Source organism: Mycobacterium colombiense, from assembly GCF_001672755.1.
GTDB lineage: Bacteria > Actinomycetota > Actinomycetes > Mycobacteriales > Mycobacteriaceae > Mycobacterium > Mycobacterium colombiense_C.
Genome location: NZ_LZKI01000188.1, coordinates 13,415 through 28,985, shown reverse-complemented (window position 1 = coordinate 28,985; position 15,571 = coordinate 13,415). Strand labels below are relative to the sequence as shown.

The window sequence follows — 15,571 nt, the reverse complement described above, 5'->3', positions numbered from 1 at the left end:
GAGTGGTGAATGGCCGCGAGGCCATCGTGATCGAGCACGTCATCCGAATGGCCCGCGACGTCGCACCCGATTGGCCCGCCTCGGACTGTGACGCCACCTATCGGGTCGACATCGAGGGAGATCCCGACATCCACTGCGAGATGACGCTGGGCGAAAGTGCGGGTCATGGGGCGGGTCGAGCCGCGATGGCGTCCACGGCGATGCGCGTCGTCAATGCGATCCCGTACGTCGTCGACGCGCCCCCGGGACTGCTCAGCTCGCTGGACCTCTCTACCACGCTGCCGCGTTACGCCTTCGACTGAACGTGTAACGTACGTCCCAAAGTTCAGGCCACTAGGAGTCCGCCGTGTACACACTGCGCTTCGACATGCGCGATCCCGAATGGGCCGCGCCCCCAGCCGATCTGTACGCCGCGGCGCCCGAAATGTCCGCGTGGGCCGAGGAACACGGCGGTCTGGCCGCCGTCCTCTGCGAACACCACGGCTCCGAGGACGGCTACCTGCCGTCGCCGTTCTTGCTGGCCTCGGCGGTGGCCGCGCGGACGCAGCGGCTGGCGCTGAGCCTGATCCTGATCCTGCCGTTCTACGAAACCGTGCGTCTCGCCGAGGACATGGCGGTGCTCGACATCATCAGCAACGGGCGGGCGTCCTACATCCTGGCGCTGGGCTACCGCCCCGAGGAGTTCGAGCACTTCGGCTTGCCGATCAAGAAGCGCGGTCGCGTCTGCGACGAGAAACTCGCGCTGCTGCGGCGACTGCTTGCCGGCGAAACCGTCGTCGAGGACGGCCGGCGGATCACTGTGACGCCCCGACCGCTGACTCCCGGCGGGCCGGGACTGATGTGGGGTGGCGGCACGGTCGCGGCGGCCCGCCGGGCCGGCCGGTATGGCCTGGGCATGCTGGGCAATGCCAACGCGCCGGGCATGCAGGAGGCCTACGAGGAGGCGTGCCGCGAGCACGGGCATACGCCCGGGCCGACGATGTTTCCCGACCGCAACACGCCCTCCGTCGTGTTCGTCGCCGAGGACGTGGACCAGGCGTGGAAAGAGATCGGCGAGCACCTGCTGCACGACGTGCGCACCTACGCCGCGTGGAATCCGGGGGATGAGACAACGGCGGGATTCAGCCACGTCAACACCATCGACGAGCTGCGGGAGACGGGGACGTCGCACGTGATCATCTCGGTGCCCGAAGCGATTTCGCGGGTGAAGGCCGGCCAGGTGCTCAACCTGTCGCCGCTGTGCGGTGGGCTGCCGCCCGAGATCGCGTGGCCGTACCTCAAGCGCGTGGGCGAAGTGGTGCTGCCCGAGGCGCTCGGCTGACCGCTACTCCTCGCCGAACCGATCGACGAGGTGCGAGTTGACGCCGTCGGGGTCGAGTCGCCGCGCCACCAAATAGCCCGCCCCCATCCAGGCGCGGCGAGACCAGTTGCCGAACGACACCCGTGTTCCCGGGGCGCCGGATGCGGCCGGCATCATCTTGACGCGTTCGAGCGCCTCTTTCACGCCGCGCGGGCTCAGCGGGTGGGCGTCGGCGAGCGCGCGCAGCAGCGTGTGCGCGACGTCTCGATTCACCACCGGCACACACCATTCCGGTCGCCGGTTGTAGGCCTTGTTGTACTCGTCGAGGAATTTTTGCCCGATCGTGTTGCCCTCGTCGTACTGGTCGACGCCGGTCCAGCCCATGAAGGCGTTCCACATGACGGGGTTGAGCCAGGCGTTCTGGAAGGCGGTACCGCAGAACCGGGGCGGATCCCAACCCAGCGCCTCGAGCGCCGGGTTGACGAACACGATCCCGAAGCCGAAGCCGCAGTGCACGATCGCTTGCGCCTTGGCGTCGTGCAGCGCCTGGACCGCGGCCGTCACGTCCCCGGCGGTCTGGGCGATCGATGCCTCGGCCACGATGCGAATACCTTTGCGCCGGCACGCATCCCGGAGATTCTTCAGATACGCCTCGCCGACCAGGGATTGCTCGATCAGCACGCCGACCTCGGTGTGACCGCCTTTAGCCAGCAGGTCGGACCAGAAGATGGGCTCGTCGGTGTGTGAGCCCATCGGAAAGGCGAAAACCCATTCACTGAGCGCGACGTCGGATCCGGTCACGCTGACGCAGGGGACCTTGAAGCGCTCGTCGATGGCTTCTCGGGTCGGGATCACGTTGTCACCGATATTCGGGCCGAAGACGGCGAGGCAGCCCTCGTCGCACAGCTCGCCGTAGGCGTCGATGACCGCCTTGACCGATCCCTTGGGCAGGCCCTCGACTTCGCGGTAGATGATTTCGATCGGCCGATCGATCAGCCCCTGCTCGACGCCCTTCTTGAAGACCAGATCGAAGGGTCGCGTCAGGTCCTCGAAATATGTTTGCGGAAAGCCCTCCGGCAGTAGGAAGTCCATCAGGTAGCCGATCTTGATCGGCTCGGCGGTGCTCTCGTAACCCATGTGATCGCGGCCTTATTTGGGTTGGTTGGGGACGCCGGGGTACAGCTGCTCCGTTGGCCCCGCGGTGACGTAGCCGCCCAGCTTCGTAATGAGGTGCGGCGCAAAGACCGCGGCATAGAGCAGGTTTCCCATCACGACAACGACGACGATGGACAGCGCCGACGCCTGCAGGCGACTTCCCACTCTCTTCTCAGCCCACGCCTCGATGACATTCCGTTTTTCTGAATCTGTCCGTCCCAGAAGGTAGGTGAAGACCATCATCTGGATGCCCATGGCGAGGGAGTCGTAAAGCGGGTACTGGTGCTTGGTCCCCTCGAAGATCGCGAGGCCGGGAATCACGTAGCCGTAGTAGAAGTTGCCGAATTGAGCTCCTGTGACGGCGTTGAACACGAAAGCCCAGCAAAATCCGACGGCGAGGCCGACTGTGAGAAGAGTGATTGGCCTGCGCCATCCGAACTCTGCAGTCAGCCATCGTCCGAGGGCGGCTCCGATCAGTGCGGGGATCGCAAAGTAGGAGATGTACCCGATGGGAACTGACGAGGGCAATCCACCCCATGTGACGTTCAACGGCCACCAGGCAGGCATGCGGGGCAGAGCGGGCGGAAACTGTGCGTACATCGCCCAGTCGTAAGGCGACTCGATCCACGAGAACGAGATCGCCGAGATGCTGAGGAGCAGCAGAGGGTGGACGCGTCGGCGACGGTAGCTCAGGTAGATCCCTATTGCGAGGAACGCGATGCCAGTGACCAAGGCAAAGTACATAGCCCCGGCCATCGCCGGCGTCATTTGGGTGTTCACTGGCGGCCCTCGTCGCTCGGCGCGCGCCGCGCCTCGGGATCGAAGCGGAGTACCAGCCCGAATATCAGGACGATCAGCCCGAACAGCGTGCCGAGCATGATGACAGCGCCCATGGTGTCACCCTTCCGATGGTTTCGCCTTTAAGGTAGTGGATACTATCCTATGGAGATAGCGGATACTATCCCCAACACGGCCGACCAGAGGCAGTCCGGAGGAGTGGAGATCGGTGCCCCAACGAGCGCTTAAGCAGCCGACGCCGACGGCGGTGGCGCGTCGGCCGCGTGGCGAACCGCGCCGGCTGCTGCTCGACGCCGCCCGGGAGCTGTTCGCCGGTCAGGACTATCGCAGCACCACCACGCGCGAAATCGCGCAGGCCGCAGGCGTCACCGAACACCTGCTGTTCCGCAACTTCGGTTCGAAGGCCGCGCTGTTCCGCGAGGCGCTCGTCGTTCCCTTCGTGAGCTTCGTCGACGAATTCGGCCAGACCTGGCAGTCGGTGGTCCCCGAGGAGACCGACGAGCAGGAGTTGACTCGGCTGTTCGTCTCGAAGCTCTATGACGTGTTCGTCGAACACAAAGGTCTGTTGTTGACCCTGATGGCCGCCGAGAGTCTCAGCGACGAGGAGAAGGCCGACGCCGGCATCGCCGAGATCCGCCGCGCGGTCACGGTGCTGGGCCAAATCAGCGTTGAAGGCATGCAATTGCGCGGGCTGCGGTCCGATCACCCTGACCTGCCTGCCCACTCGACGGTGTCAATGATCGCCGGCATGGCCGCCCTGCGCTCGACCTACTTCGGGAACGAACCGCCGCCGCGAGAGGTGATCGTTGAGGAACTCGTCCAAGCACTCCTGCACGGCTTCTTGCACCGCAACGACTGAGATAGGGATCCGACCATGGCAAGCCCCAGCGCCGTCGAGTTGTATTACGACCCATTCGATGTCGAGATCGACTCGAACCCATACCCGGTGTGGAAGCGGATGCGCGAAGAAGCGCCGCTGTACTACAACGAAAAGTACAACTTCTACGCGCTGAGCCGATACGACGACGTGGTGCGCGAACTGCCGAACTGGGAGACCTACCGCTCCGGCAAGGGCACCACCGCCGACATCCTCTTCGCGAACATCGAAGTGCCGCCGGGCATTCTGCTCTTCGAGGACCCGCCGCTGCACGACCTGCACCGCAAGCTGCTGTCCCGCGTCTTCACGCCGCGGCGCATGCTGGCGGTCGAGGACCTGGTGCGCGGCTTCTGTGTCCGCGAGCTCGACCCACTGGTCGGCGGGAGCGGCTTCGATTTCATCGCGGACCTCGGCGCGATGATGCCGATGCGCACCATCGGATACCTCTTGGGCATTCCCGAGGCGGATCAGGAGAAGATCCGGGATCAAAGCGTCGCCAACATCGAAATGACCAAGGACAGCGACCCCGCCGCGGTCGATGCGAGTGTGTTCGCGAATTCCATCGCGTTGTTCGCCGAGTACATCGAGTGGCGGGCCAGTAACCCCTCCGACGACCTGATGACCGAACTGTTGCGGGCCGAGATCGACGAGCCGGACGGCACGCGGCGGCCGTTGACGCGGACCGAGGTGCTGGCCTACACCGCGATGATCGCCGGAGCGGGCAACGAAACCACCGCTCGCTTAATCGGTTTCATGGGCCAACTGTTGTCGGATCACCCGGACCAGCGCCGCGAACTCGCCGCGGACCCGTCGCTGATCCCCGGCGCGATCGAGGAGACGCTGCGGTACGAGCCGCCGTCACCAGTGCAGGCCCGCTACGTCGCGCGCGATGCCGAGCACTATGGCCGCAAGGTGCCGGAGGGATCGTTCATGCTGCTGCTGAACGCCTCGGCCAACCGGGACGAAAGCCACTTCCCGGATCCGGATCGCTACGACATCCACCGCCGCGGAAGCCATCTCAGCTTCGGGCAGGGCCTGCATTTCTGCCTGGGCTCGGCGCTGGCGCGGCTCGAAGCGCGGGTGGCTTTCGAAGAAGTGTTGAAGCGCTGGCCCGACTGGGAGGTCGACTACGCGAACGCCCAACGGGCGCATACCGCGAGCGTGCGCGGCTGGGCGCGTCTTCCTGTCGTTACGCCATAGGTCGAGGCGGCTAGGGGCCGCTCTGGTCCACCAGGACCGCGCCGTCGGGTTGATTTCCCAACGTCTGCAACGGAATATCATCGCCCTTGGCGGTGAGGCGAACGATCTGGGCTAATTGTCCGGGGGCGTCGCACTGCAGGTAGTGGTCGGCGCCGGGCACCACCCAGTAGCGGTTGCGACCCGGCTTGTGCTTCAGATACGTCTGCCAGACGTAGTTGGGTACCCGCACCGGCGAGACGTTGTCGTGGACGCCCCACACCAGCGTCGTGTTGACGTGGCTCGTCGAAAGCGCTTCCAGCCAACCGGTTTCGTCGGCCGCCCGCTCATGCAGGTATTGGATGGTGTCGGGCAGCACGCGGACGCCGTCGTTGTGGGCAAAGCATTTGGCCAGCGCGGCGATCTCCGGATCCTCCAGCGTGCGTCGCGGCATGAACGTGCTCGCGCCCATGCCGGCCGCCAGCATCTCCGGCGTCGCGGCCGCTGCGGTGGCCCGCGCGGTCGCGGGGTCGAGCAACGCGGTCTGAAAGGCGGTGAGGTTGGACAGCGGAAGGTAGATGTTGGCGTTGGTCAAAATCAGGTCGACGGGTGCGGCCGGCGGGTCTTGCGCGGCCAGCATGCCCACTGCGATCATGCCGACGCTGCTCCCGCGGTCGTGGGTGAGCATGCGATATTGGGTGAGCCCCCACACCTCGGTGATCGCGTGGATGAGCAGGCGCGCGTCGTCGTAGAGCGAGTACACGTAGGGCTCGGGAGGTTTGTCGGAGAGTCCGTAGCCGGGAAAGTCCAGCAGGTAAATGTCGAACTCCGCGCTCAGTTCAGCCACCAAGCCGAAATAGTCGATGCTGCTGGTGGGAAAGCCGTGCACCAAGACCAATGCGGGCATACCGGGAGTGCCGCACCGGCGGCTGAACACGGCAACTTCCTGGCCCTCGTTGGCGGCGGTCGTCGAACGCCAACGAAGCCCGGTGCCGCCGTCTTGCCACTGCGCAAAGATGTCCAAGCTGTCAGCATCGCAGAGCCGGTCGCGGCAGACAATACGCGCTTACGGGCACGTCACGTGGATTCCGAAAGTCACATCCCGCAAGCCGCTTTGGCCGGGCGTGGTGGCCTGGCCGGTCCCGGTGACCGTGTAGCTTTTGCCGTCCTTGGTCGCTTGGACCTGATTCGGTGATTTGGTTCCCTGATAAGGCAATTGGTACAGGCCGCTGTCCAGCTTGAGCGAAATGGCGAAGCCGTCGATGTTTGGCGGCTGCTCATCGGAGACGGCCAGCGAAATCGATGCGGAATCGTCGCGCACGCTGATCCGCGTGGTGAGGTCGCCCGATTCGGGGGGAGAGGCGCTCGGCTGCGCCGCCGATCGGGTGCAGTCCACCGCGGCGATCATCGTGTGCTTGTTCCCATCGATCATGACGGTCGTGCTTGCCAACGGCGGGCCCGAACTCGGGGCCGCGGCGGGGCGATCTCCCCTGCTGGAACAGGCCGGCAGGCCGGACCCCAATGCAACCAGGCCGAGCATGGCGGCCGCGCGAACGACCCACCGCTGGCTGCGGCGATTGCCGCGATTGGTCATGGCACCCCCTTGGACTAGGTCGTCAGGAGGACTATAGGTCGCGTTCGTTTCCCCCGCCTGACTAGGACCGGAGTACCGGATAAACATCACCGCTGGCGGAGTGATTCGATACATGTTTATATAGATGGATGTCGAAACAGCCGTCGACGGAGTGTTGCCCGGCACTGGGAGCGGCCGCGTTGGCCGAGCCGCAAGCCGCTGAGCTGGCCGCGATGTTCAAGGCGCTCAGCGATCCGGTGCGGCTGCGACTGTTGAGCCTGGTCGCCAGCCATGCCGGGGGCCAGGCCTGTGTCTGCGAGATCTCTGAGACGTTCGACGTGTCACAGCCGACGATCTCCCACCATCTGAAGACGCTACGGTCGGCCGGGCTGTTGAATTGTGAAAGACGCGGCACATGGGTCTACTACTGGGTGGTTCCCGCTGCATTGCAACAACTTTCGTCGGTGTTGAGTGTCGACGCGCGGGTTACCGCGGACTGTGGGTCATGAACTCGATCGATACGGCCGTGGGCGCCCGACTTTCGACGTTGGATCGGTTCCTGCCGGGATGGATCGCGATAGCCATGGTCGCGGGGCTGCTGCTCGGCCGCTTGGTCCCCGGCCTGGGGCGGGCGGTCAGCGCCGTTGAGGTCGACGGCATCTCGTTGCCCATCGCGATCGGGCTGCTGGTGATGATGTACCCGGTGCTGGCCAAGGTGCGCTACGACCAGCTCGACAGCGTCACAAGTGACCGCAAGCTCATGGTCGCGTCGGTGGTGCTGAACTGGCTGGTCGGCCCCGCCGTGATGTTCGCCCTGGCCTGGCTGATGCTGCCGGATCTGCCGGAATACCGCACCGGGCTGATCATCGTCGGCTTGGCGCGCTGCATCGCCATGGTCATCATCTGGAATGACCTTGCGTGCGGGGACCGCGAGGCCGCCGCGGTACTGGTCGCGCTGAATTCCATCTTTCAGGTCGTCATGTTCGCCGCCCTCGGCTGGTTCTACCTGTCGGTGCTGCCCGGGTGGCTGGGGCTGAGCACCACCGGTATCGACGTATCCGCCTGGCAGATAGCGAAATCCGTGCTCATCTTCCTGGGCATCCCGCTGCTGGCCGGATACCTGTCGCGGCGTCTCGGTGAGCGCGCCAGAGGCCGCGGCTGGTACGAGAGTCATTTCCTGCCCCGGATCGGGCCGTGGGCGCTGTACGGTCTGCTGTTCACCATCGTCATCCTCTTCGCGCTACAAGGTCACCAGATCACCTCCCGGCCTTGGGACGTCGCGCGAATCGCACTGCCACTCCTGGTGTATTTCGCGATCATGTGGGCCGGGGGATACGGGCTGGGGGTCTTGCTGCGACTTGGATACGCCCGCACCACCACCCTGGCATTCACCGCCGCCGGCAACAACTTTGAACTCGCGATCGCGGTGGCGATCGTCACCTACGGCGCCGCGTCCGGCCAGGCGCTGGCCGGTGTGGTCGGGCCGCTGATCGAAGTCCCGATCCTGGTCGCACTGGTCTACGTTTCGCTGGCCCTGCGACCGGTGCTGTTTGAAAAGGCTCCCGAATGGGCGGCGAAAGGAAGGTAATCATGTCGCGTCTTCAACTCGCACTCAACGTCGACAACCTGGACGAGGCAATTGCGTTCTACACCAAGCTTTTCCATGTCGAGCCGGCCAAAGTCAAGCCCGGCTACGCCAACTTCGTCGTCGACGAGCCGCCACTGAAATTGGCGTTGCTGGAGAACCCCGGTCACGGCGGCACCCTCAACCACCTCGGCGTCGAGGTTGCCTCCAGCGACACCGTGGGCGACGAAAGCCGACGGCTCGCCGGGGTGGGCTTGCTGACCGACGAAGAGATCGACACGAGATGTTGCTTCGCCACCCAGGACAAAGTCTGGGTGAGCGGTCCGGGCGGTGAACGTTGGGAGATCTACACGGTGAAGGCCGATTCCGAGACGTTCGGACCCGAAGACCAATCGGAGTCCACCTGCTGCGCTTCCTAGGTGGCGTACGCGGTTACGGCCAGGCTTCCCAACCGATCATGCTGCGCAGCGGGCCGGCGAATACCGGCCGCACCGCGCTTGAAAGCCAACGCTGTTCGATGATGGGTGCCAGCGCGCCCATGGTCGTCAACGGATCCTCGTCGAGGTAGACGACGGTGATGTACTGGTGATCGGTTCGCCAGCCGCGGGGGAGGTGACTCCACCCGGCGCTGGAACCGAATGTCCACGCGCCGGCCGTGCCCGGCGTCGCGAGCAGGGCCGGGTAATGCTCGGCATGCAACCATCGCAGCCAGTCGTCCGGCCGGCCGTCGGCGGGTTCTTCGACGATCAGCACGATGCCGCGGTGCGGCCGAAACGGCACCACCTCCGGCGAGATGAGGGCGTGCGGCGAGGATTGCCACTGCAGCAGGCGCAGGCCGGCCACTTGCAGCGACGGCCGCACGACCGGGAAGCGGCCGTTGTCGCGTAAGGCGCGGCCCAGGGTGACGAAGTCGTCGAAGGTCTTCTCGACGGGATCGCCGACCAGGTAGTGCACCGCATTGCCGATTTCACCTAGGGGGCCGTCGGCGGCCAGGCGGTGGTCGGGGTAATCGCCGTCGGCGATCCAGCGTAGCCCGTGCACAATGCCCGGCAGCTGAAAATGCCTGCCCTGACGCGGATCACGCTGGACCGCCGGCGGGGGGATGGAGCTCGGCCAGCGCCTGCAGGTTCTCCAGGTAATGCTGCAGCGAGGTGTGGCGAAAGGCGGCGCTGACGATGGTCGCGCCGTGAGCGGTCGTCTCGCCCAACAGGTCGCGGGTTCGCTCCGGCTGGCCGATCGGGTCCAAAAATGCGGGAGCGGGCAGGACGACATCGAATCCGGGATGAAGGTCGAAGCGGCCCAGCCAATCCCGCGCCTGCTGCAGGCTCACGCTGAACGGGGCCCAGCCGTCGGCCAGCGTTTCGGCACGCCGCAGTGATCGCGGTGTCCGCCCGCCGATCCAGATGGGCACGCGCTCCTGGACCGCGCGAGGATCGACGACCAGGCCGTCGAACGAATAGAACTCGCCGTGGTAGGCCGGTTCGTCGACGGACAGTGACGCGCGCAGCGCCCGTAACGCGTCGTCCCCGCGCGGTCCACGGTCGTCGAAGGGTGCGCCGATGAGATCGAATTCCTCCTTGAGGCTGCCGACGCCGACCCCCAGAATCAGCCTCCCGCCACTGATCTGGTCCAGGGTGCCGTAGCGCTTGGCGATTTCGAGGGGATGGTGATAGGCGAGCACCAGCACGTTGGTGGCCAACCGAATTCGCTGTGTGCGGGCCGCCAGGTAGCCGAACGTGGCCAGCGGATCCCAATAGCGGGTACCGCGGCGATCCCGCTCGGCCGCCGGGAGCGCGATGTGCTCGCTGCAGGTCAGGTGGTGGTAGCCGAGCCGATCAGCGGCCTCAGCGATCTGGGCCAGATCGTCGATGGTGGCGGTCTTCTCCCACTCACCGCTGCTTCCGGGAAACATCGTCACCACCGGAGTGGCCACCGACAGTTTGGCGCGTCCGCTCATCCCTGCATGTACCCCCCGGCATCGACGGGAATCGATTGGCCGGTGATGGTGCGGCTTTCGTCGCCGGCGAGGAACAGCGCCAGGTTGGCGATATCCTGGGTCGAAGAGATATCTTGCAAAGCAACGCCTTTGAGTTGCTTCTTGCGAACCGTTTCGGCGTCGACGCCCTGCTCGTCCGCAGTGCGTTGCACCCATTTGCGCCACAGCTCGGTGTCGATGGCCCCGGGCACAATGCAATTGCACCGGATGCCGTGCGGACCGACCTCGAGCGCCACGGCCTTGGTGAACGCCCGCAGTGACGCCTTCGCGGTGACGTAGTGGGTTTTGCGGACCATTCCGGTGTAGCTGACGGTGGAGGAGAAGTTCAGGATGACGCCGCGGCGCCGCTGCAGCATCGACTGGTTGAGCACCTCGCGGGTGCACAGCATCGCGGCGGTGACGTCGATGGCGATGGTGGCGTTCCAGTTGTCCAGCGTCTGCTCCCAGATCCAGCGGTCCTGTCCGGGGGCGGCGGCGTTGTTGCAGAGGATGTCGACGTGGCCGAACTCGTCGACGGCCCGCGCCACCATGGCCGCGACGTCGTTCTCGTCGGTCACGTCGGCGCGCATGGCGATGGCGCCGGGACCGGCCGCCTCGGCGGCCGCGAGCACCAGCTCTTCGCGTCGTGCGGCCAGCAAGACCTTGGCGCCTTCGCGGACGAACAGCGAGCCCAGTACCGGTCCCAGGCCGGTACTGGCCCCAGTGATGATCGCGACCTTGCCGTCGAGCCGGCCGGTCATAACGTCGTGTTCCCAGGCGGATTCATGCCGGGCAGATTCTAGCGCCACCCTGATTCAGGAAGTGGCCGTGGCGATGAACATGCCGGCCGCGGCGACGATGAGCACCAGGTCGATCAGAATCGCGTAATGACGCGGGTGGGCCCGGCGCACGATCGAACGCGTGACAAAGGGGCCGATCATCAAGGCGGCGCCGATGACCAGCCCGCGGGCCACGACAGCGACGTTCAGCGCACCCAACTGCCCGAAGGTGCTGATCTTGCCGACATAGAGCACCAAGGCGCTGGCGGCCTCGGACCCGAGGAAGGCGCCACCGGTGAGCCCGTAACCGGTGAAGATCGGAACGCTCAGCGGTCCCGTCGACAGCACCATGCCCGTGAGGAAGCCGACGGTGACGCCCGCGATGGCGAGGTGCCGGAGCCGTATCCGCCACCGCCGGGCGTGCGCGAGCCTGCGCACCGGAATCATCCCGAGAAAAAACACGCCGAGCAGTCCATCGACCACAGCTTGCGGGATGCTCAGCAGGGTGTTGGCGCCGAGCACGGCGGCGGGAGTTCCGGGCAGCGCATAGGCGAGCACAGGGCGCCAGCGAATCTGCCGCCACCAGGCCGCAACACGCGCGACATTGGCCATCACCGCCGCAATGCCCATGACGGGCACCGCAATTCGCGGCCCATACATCATGACCAACGCGGGCAGCAGCACCAGCGACGATCCGGTGCCTACCAGTCCGCCGAGCGCCCCGGCCGCCAGCGCGATGACAAAAAGAATGAAAAGAGCCAGCATGAAAGGACCTTCTGGCCGGCGCGAGGCGCACCGGCCGGGGTCCTCCAGGCTTTTGTCCGTTCAGATGACCGCGTCCCGTCGGGGGACGCGGTGGCGCCGCTCGGACCAGGCACGTGAAGTCGGAACCCTAGGCGCTATCGACCACAGGCTAACAAAGATCCGCGCTCCGACCCATATGGTGCTTCGCAGATCAGCTAGCGCATCTGCTAGCGCTTTCGAGAACTGCCCTATGGTCTACTCGCCGCGCGGCGAAAGGCGGCTTACGACTCGCCCCGCTCCACCGAATGCTCGGGATCCGAACTCCACTCCGACCACGACCCCGGATACAACGCCGCGTCGCGGCCCGTCGCGGCGAGCGCGGCGATCGTGACCGTGGCGGTGACGCCCGAGCCGCAGTAGGCGCCCACCGCGTCGTGACGCTCGATAGCGCGATCGGACAACAGTTGTGCCACTGAGTCGTCGTCGAGGAAGGTGCCGTCGGCCGCCAGGACCGAGGTGCTGGGCAGATTCTTCGCGCCGGGAATGTGGCCGGCGACCGGGTCGAGGGGTTCGACGTCGCCGCGGTAGCGTTCCGGTGCACGCGCGTCGAGCAGCGTCACGGTGTCTTCGGCGACGCGCTCGGCCGTCAGCGTACGGCGGCTTCCGGCATACAGATCAGGTTGCGGCACAGTCACATTCCCGGGTGCCGGATCGACGGGCCCGGTCTCGAGACCGTGCCCGGCCGAGCGCCACGCGGCCAGGCCGCCGTCCAGGATGCGTACGTTGTCCAGTCCGGCCGCGGTGAGCACCCACCACGCTCGTGCGGAACCGGCCCGGTTCCAGTCGTCGTACGCCACAACCAGCCCGTCCTGCCGGATTCCCCAGCCACGCGCGACGGTCTCCAGGTTGCGCCCCGACGGCAGCGGATGACGGCCCTTGCCGGAGACCGTGTGGTCGCTCAGGTCATCGTCGAGCGAGACGTAGACGGCGCCCGGAATGTGCCCGTCCAAATAGGCCGGCCACCCGTCGGGGGCGTCGATTCTCCACCGCACGTCCAGGATGGTGACCGGGTCACCAGCCGAGATGACGTCCGTCAACTCGGTGGCGGTGATCAATACCTGACTGCGTGCTCCCACCGGATCCTCCTTCTCGGTCTCCAGCGAGCCTAATCAGCGCAGCGAGCTAACCGCCGCCTGCGGGCGCACAGCGTTGTCCGACCAATGGTCTGGCATACCGACCACTGGTCGGTTATGCTGACCGCGCAGATGGAGGTGGTGCAATGAACACTTCGCAGCAGTCACAGATCCGCACACGCATGTTCGCCCGCGTGATGGGCCCGTATCTCACCATCGTGCCCACGACGGTCGCGATTCGCGGCTCGTATATGCAGGCGCTGTTCACCGAGTTCAAGGCAAATCCGATGTGGCCGTGGCTATATGGCGCCATCCTCTTGATGGGTGGGCTGTTCATCATCGCTTTTCACCAGTACTGGCGCGGACTCGCGGCGATCATCGTGTCCGTCGTGGGCTGGTTCTTCCTCATCCGCGGGCTGTTGCTGTTGACCATTCCCATGGCCTACGACGCGGCCGGCAACGCCATCTACAGCTCGGGCGCTTACGCGGCGATATGGGTGTTGTTCATCGGCCTGGCCTCGGCCGGGCTTTACCTGACCTACGTGGGCTGGAAACCGGAACCCCGCACGCCTGAGACCGTGCCAGGAACAACCCAGGATCGCCCGGGTGCCGCGGGTAGTTAAGCACCCCGATATCCGCCGGGCGGAGCTGCTGGACAGAGCGACCGAACTATTTCTGCGGCGTGGCTATGACAATGTCAGCCTGAACGAGTTGATCGCCGACGCCGGCGTCTCCAAAGGTGCCTTCTATCACTGGTTTCCGTCGAAAGACGCGCTGATAGCCGCCCTGGCCGAGCGCAGTGCGCGAGCGGCGTTCAGCGTCATCGAGGATGCCGTCGCCGCGTGCGGCGGGAATGCGCTGGATCGCCTCAATGCGATGCTGCAAGCCGGTTTTGACGTCAAGATGAAGATGGGCGTCCCCGAACAGCTGGCGGCCATGGTGGCATTGCTGCGTCCCGACAACGCCCAGGTGTACGCACGAATACTGGCCGTGGACCAGGCGTTGTCCTTGCCTCTGTTGACGCGCCTGATCTCCGAAGGAGTCGCCGACGGCGTCTTCGACACCTTCGACCCCGAAGGGGTCGCCGACATGATCTATGGACTCGCCGCCCGCACGAACTCGACCGTCCTCGATGTGCTCGAGGCGAGCGACGATGCCGCGCGGGCACGGGCGATCGACGCTCTCGCAACGCGTTTCAGACTGCACGGGATTGCCGTCGATCGCACAGTGGGCCTACCGGACGGAAGCGTCACCACGCTGACGCGTGCACAGGTCGAAGCGATGGTCGGGGCGTCGGGTGGAGAGGAATCGGGCTAGGCGCTTTCCTGAGCAGTTCCCAACGACGCGAGCATGCCCGCCGCCGCCCGTTCCCAGGTGAAGTTCTCCGCGCGGCGTCGTGCAGAGGTCCGGCGGTGTTGTTCGGGCCGGTCGACGATCGTGCCGACCGCCCACGCCATGGCGAACGGGTCGTTGTCGGCTAAGGCGCCGCTGTCCGGGGTGACGATCTCGGTGAGCGCCGACGTGCGCGACACCACGGCCGGTGTTCCGCACGCCAGTGATTCCAGCGCGGCCAGCCCGAATGTCTCGTGCGGTCCCGGTGCCAGCGTCACGTCCGCCGTGGCCAGCAACCCCGCGACGGTATGCCGGTCATTGATGAAGCCGGTGAAGTCGATCGGAAGGCGGGAGGCCTGTCTCTGCAGCTTCGCCCGCATCGGCCCCTCGCCCACCACGACCAACCGAGCGTCGACGCCGGCATGACACAGCGCGCCCAGTGCGTCGATGCTGCGGTCGACGCGTTTTTCGACCGACAGGCGGCCGCAGTGAACCAGCAGCATTTGCTGCGGCGCGGCCCACCGCTCGCGCACCAGATGTGAGTGCCGGCGGGGATGAAACGTCTGCAGGTCCACGCCGAGCGGGACTGTGACGGTGTTGGCCGCACCGATCCGATCGAATTCCTCGCGCGCGAAACCGGTCGTACACACCACGGTGTCATAGTTGGCCGCCGTGCGCCTGTTGGCGACGTCGGCGAACTTCTGCGCGGGACGGCGCGGAAGTATTTGTCCCACAAGTCGATCCAGGCGTTCATGGGATATCATCACGGTCCGCGCGCCGTATTCGCGGCCCCAAGGCCCCAGCGACCTCAGCGTGAGCCGGTCAGAGACCTCCAACGCGTCGGGCCGAAGCGCTTCCAGTAGCGTTTTGACGGGTCCCGGCATCACCGCGCGGTAACCCCCGGTGAAAGGAATCAGCCTAGCGGGCAAGGTGATTCGTACCACCCCGGTGGGCAGCTGAGTACGCTCCGCGCAGCGGCCGGGGACGATCAAGTAGACCTCATGCCCACTGGCGCAATATTCCGCGCCCAGCCGGTCGATCGCGGTGCGGAGGCCGCCGGAGCGAGGGCCATAGAAATTGGCGACCTGTACAACGCGCATAACGTGAGGACACGCGGTGCGCGTGTGCACTCATCAATGCTGAA

16 protein-coding genes and 3 pseudogenes are annotated in these 15,571 nt (G+C 65.7%); 9 read left to right on the top strand and 10 right to left on the bottom strand.

Annotated elements, in window-relative coordinates; all coding sequences use genetic code 11:
• Both A5708_RS23765 and A5708_RS23760 read left to right on the top strand, forming a co-directional pair.
• Positions 1 to 302, top strand: a pseudogene (locus A5708_RS23765) (dihydrodipicolinate reductase); the annotation flags it as partial.
• A gap of 44 nt (positions 303 to 346) precedes the next feature.
• On the top strand, positions 347 to 1,321 hold the full coding sequence (locus tag A5708_RS23760; protein ID WP_065030959.1) for an LLM class flavin-dependent oxidoreductase: 975 nt from the start codon (positions 347 to 349) through the stop codon (positions 1,319 to 1,321).
• 3 nt (positions 1,322 to 1,324) lie between these two features.
• On the opposite strand, the gene A5708_RS23755 is transcribed toward A5708_RS23760, so the two are convergent.
• A complete protein-coding gene (locus tag A5708_RS23755; protein WP_065030958.1) occupies positions 1,325 to 2,437 on the bottom strand; it encodes an ABC transporter substrate-binding protein in 1,113 nt (370 codons plus the stop codon).
• 12 nt (positions 2,438 to 2,449) lie between these two features.
• Complete coding sequence (locus A5708_RS23750) at positions 2,450 to 3,235, bottom strand: spirocyclase AveC family protein (RefSeq protein WP_065030957.1); 786 nt, start codon at positions 3,233 to 3,235, stop codon at positions 2,450 to 2,452.
• A 226-nt stretch (positions 3,236 to 3,461) separates the two neighbouring features.
• Here A5708_RS23750 and A5708_RS23745 point away from each other — a divergent pair, with 226 nt between their 5' ends.
• Positions 3,462 to 4,112, top strand: coding sequence for a TetR/AcrR family transcriptional regulator (locus tag A5708_RS23745; protein ID WP_065030956.1), 651 nt, complete (start codon positions 3,462 to 3,464; stop codon positions 4,110 to 4,112).
• A gap of 15 nt (positions 4,113 to 4,127) precedes the next feature.
• Entirely contained in the window at positions 4,128 to 5,330 is a 1,203-nt protein-coding gene (locus A5708_RS23740; RefSeq protein WP_065030955.1) for a cytochrome P450, read from the top strand.
• 10 nt (positions 5,331 to 5,340) lie between these two features.
• On the opposite strand, the gene A5708_RS23735 is transcribed toward A5708_RS23740, so the two are convergent.
• Entirely contained in the window at positions 5,341 to 6,330 is a 990-nt protein-coding gene (locus A5708_RS23735) for an alpha/beta fold hydrolase (RefSeq protein WP_065030954.1), read from the bottom strand.
• Positions 6,331 to 6,372: 42 nt separating this feature from the next.
• Positions 6,373 to 6,900, bottom strand: coding sequence for a lipoprotein LpqH (locus tag A5708_RS23730; RefSeq protein WP_065030953.1), 528 nt, complete (start codon positions 6,898 to 6,900; stop codon positions 6,373 to 6,375).
• A gap of 128 nt (positions 6,901 to 7,028) precedes the next feature.
• Here A5708_RS23730 and A5708_RS23725 point away from each other — a divergent pair, with 128 nt between their 5' ends.
• The 3 genes and pseudogenes from A5708_RS23725 to A5708_RS23715 all read left to right on the top strand — a co-directional run bounded on the left by A5708_RS23725 (position 7,029) and on the right by A5708_RS23715 (position 8,883).
• Entirely contained in the window at positions 7,029 to 7,388 is a 360-nt protein-coding gene (locus A5708_RS23725) for an ArsR/SmtB family transcription factor (RefSeq protein WP_065030952.1), read from the top strand.
• Positions 7,385 to 8,419: pseudogene (arsB, locus tag A5708_RS23720) on the top strand (ACR3 family arsenite efflux transporter); the annotation flags it as partial. The gene A5708_RS23725 and the pseudogene arsB, both read left to right, overlap by 4 nt.
• Positions 8,420 to 8,469: 50 nt before the next feature.
• Positions 8,470 to 8,883 carry an ArsI/CadI family heavy metal resistance metalloenzyme gene (locus A5708_RS23715; RefSeq protein WP_065030962.1) on the top strand — a complete coding sequence of 138 codons (414 nt, stop codon included), beginning with the start codon at positions 8,470 to 8,472 and terminating at the stop codon, positions 8,881 to 8,883.
• 13 nt (positions 8,884 to 8,896) lie between these two features.
• Here the strand turns inward: A5708_RS23715 and A5708_RS23710 are convergent.
• The 5 genes and pseudogenes from A5708_RS23710 to A5708_RS23690 all read right to left on the bottom strand — a co-directional run.
• Positions 8,897 to 9,523 (bottom strand): annotated as a pseudogene (locus A5708_RS23710) (hypothetical protein); the annotation flags it as partial.
• A gap of 19 nt (positions 9,524 to 9,542) precedes the next feature.
• Positions 9,543 to 10,421, bottom strand: a complete 879-nt coding sequence (locus tag A5708_RS23705; RefSeq protein ID WP_065030950.1) for an LLM class F420-dependent oxidoreductase — start codon at positions 10,419 to 10,421, stop codon at positions 9,543 to 9,545.
• Positions 10,418 to 11,200, bottom strand: a complete 783-nt coding sequence (locus tag A5708_RS23700) for an SDR family NAD(P)-dependent oxidoreductase (protein WP_065030949.1) — start codon at positions 11,198 to 11,200, stop codon at positions 10,418 to 10,420. Before A5708_RS23700 ends, A5708_RS23705 begins: the two co-directional genes overlap by 4 nt.
• 54 nt (positions 11,201 to 11,254) lie before the next feature.
• The gene (locus A5708_RS23695; RefSeq protein WP_065030948.1) at positions 11,255 to 11,983 is read right to left on the bottom strand and encodes a sulfite exporter TauE/SafE family protein; all 729 of its coding nucleotides are present in this window, start codon (positions 11,981 to 11,983) and stop codon (positions 11,255 to 11,257) included.
• 260 nt (positions 11,984 to 12,243) lie between these two features.
• Positions 12,244 to 13,098: a sulfurtransferase gene (locus tag A5708_RS23690; protein WP_065030947.1), complete on the bottom strand. Its 855-nt coding sequence runs from the start codon at positions 13,096 to 13,098 to the stop codon at positions 12,244 to 12,246.
• A 143-nt stretch (positions 13,099 to 13,241) separates the two neighbouring features.
• Here A5708_RS23690 and A5708_RS23685 point away from each other — a divergent pair, with 143 nt between their 5' ends.
• Both A5708_RS23685 and A5708_RS23680 read left to right on the top strand, forming a co-directional pair.
• Positions 13,242 to 13,718, top strand: a complete 477-nt coding sequence (locus A5708_RS23685; protein ID WP_065030946.1) for a hypothetical protein — start codon at positions 13,242 to 13,244, stop codon at positions 13,716 to 13,718.
• Positions 13,702 to 14,412: a TetR/AcrR family transcriptional regulator gene (locus A5708_RS23680; RefSeq protein ID WP_065030945.1), complete on the top strand. Its 711-nt coding sequence runs from the start codon at positions 13,702 to 13,704 to the stop codon at positions 14,410 to 14,412. The genes A5708_RS23685 and A5708_RS23680 overlap by 17 nt, the downstream gene beginning before the upstream one ends.
• Here the strand turns inward: A5708_RS23680 and A5708_RS23675 are convergent.
• The gene (locus A5708_RS23675) at positions 14,409 to 15,527 is read right to left on the bottom strand and encodes a glycosyltransferase (protein WP_065030944.1); all 1,119 of its coding nucleotides are present in this window, start codon (positions 15,525 to 15,527) and stop codon (positions 14,409 to 14,411) included. The genes A5708_RS23680 and A5708_RS23675 overlap by 4 nt on opposite strands.
• Between the last annotated feature and the right edge of the window lie 44 nt (positions 15,528 to 15,571).

What these genes read in the sequence shown, in the direction of transcription:
- A5708_RS23755 (WP_065030958.1), bottom strand. Translation starts at nt 2,437, where the DNA reads ATGGGTTACGAGAGCACCGCCGAGCCGATCAAGATCGGCTACCTGATG.
- A5708_RS23740 (WP_065030955.1), top strand. Translation starts at nt 4,128, where the DNA reads ATGGCAAGCCCCAGCGCCGTCGAGTTGTATTACGACCCATTCGATGTC.
- A5708_RS23730 (WP_065030953.1), bottom strand. Translation starts at nt 6,900, where the DNA reads ATGACCAATCGCGGCAATCGCCGCAGCCAGCGGTGGGTCGTTCGCGCG.
- A5708_RS23725 (WP_065030952.1), top strand. Translation starts at nt 7,029, where the DNA reads ATGTCGAAACAGCCGTCGACGGAGTGTTGCCCGGCACTGGGAGCGGCC.
- A5708_RS23715 (WP_065030962.1), top strand. Translation starts at nt 8,470, where the DNA reads ATGTCGCGTCTTCAACTCGCACTCAACGTCGACAACCTGGACGAGGCA.
- A5708_RS23705 (WP_065030950.1), bottom strand. Translation starts at nt 10,421, where the DNA reads ATGAGCGGACGCGCCAAACTGTCGGTGGCCACTCCGGTGGTGACGATG.
- A5708_RS23700 (WP_065030949.1), bottom strand. Translation starts at nt 11,200, where the DNA reads ATGACCGGCCGGCTCGACGGCAAGGTCGCGATCATCACTGGGGCCAGT.
- A5708_RS23695 (WP_065030948.1), bottom strand. Translation starts at nt 11,983, where the DNA reads ATGCTGGCTCTTTTCATTCTTTTTGTCATCGCGCTGGCGGCCGGGGCG.
- A5708_RS23685 (WP_065030946.1), top strand. Translation starts at nt 13,242, where the DNA reads ATGAACACTTCGCAGCAGTCACAGATCCGCACACGCATGTTCGCCCGC.
- A5708_RS23675 (WP_065030944.1), bottom strand. Translation starts at nt 15,527, where the DNA reads ATGCGCGTTGTACAGGTCGCCAATTTCTATGGCCCTCGCTCCGGCGGC.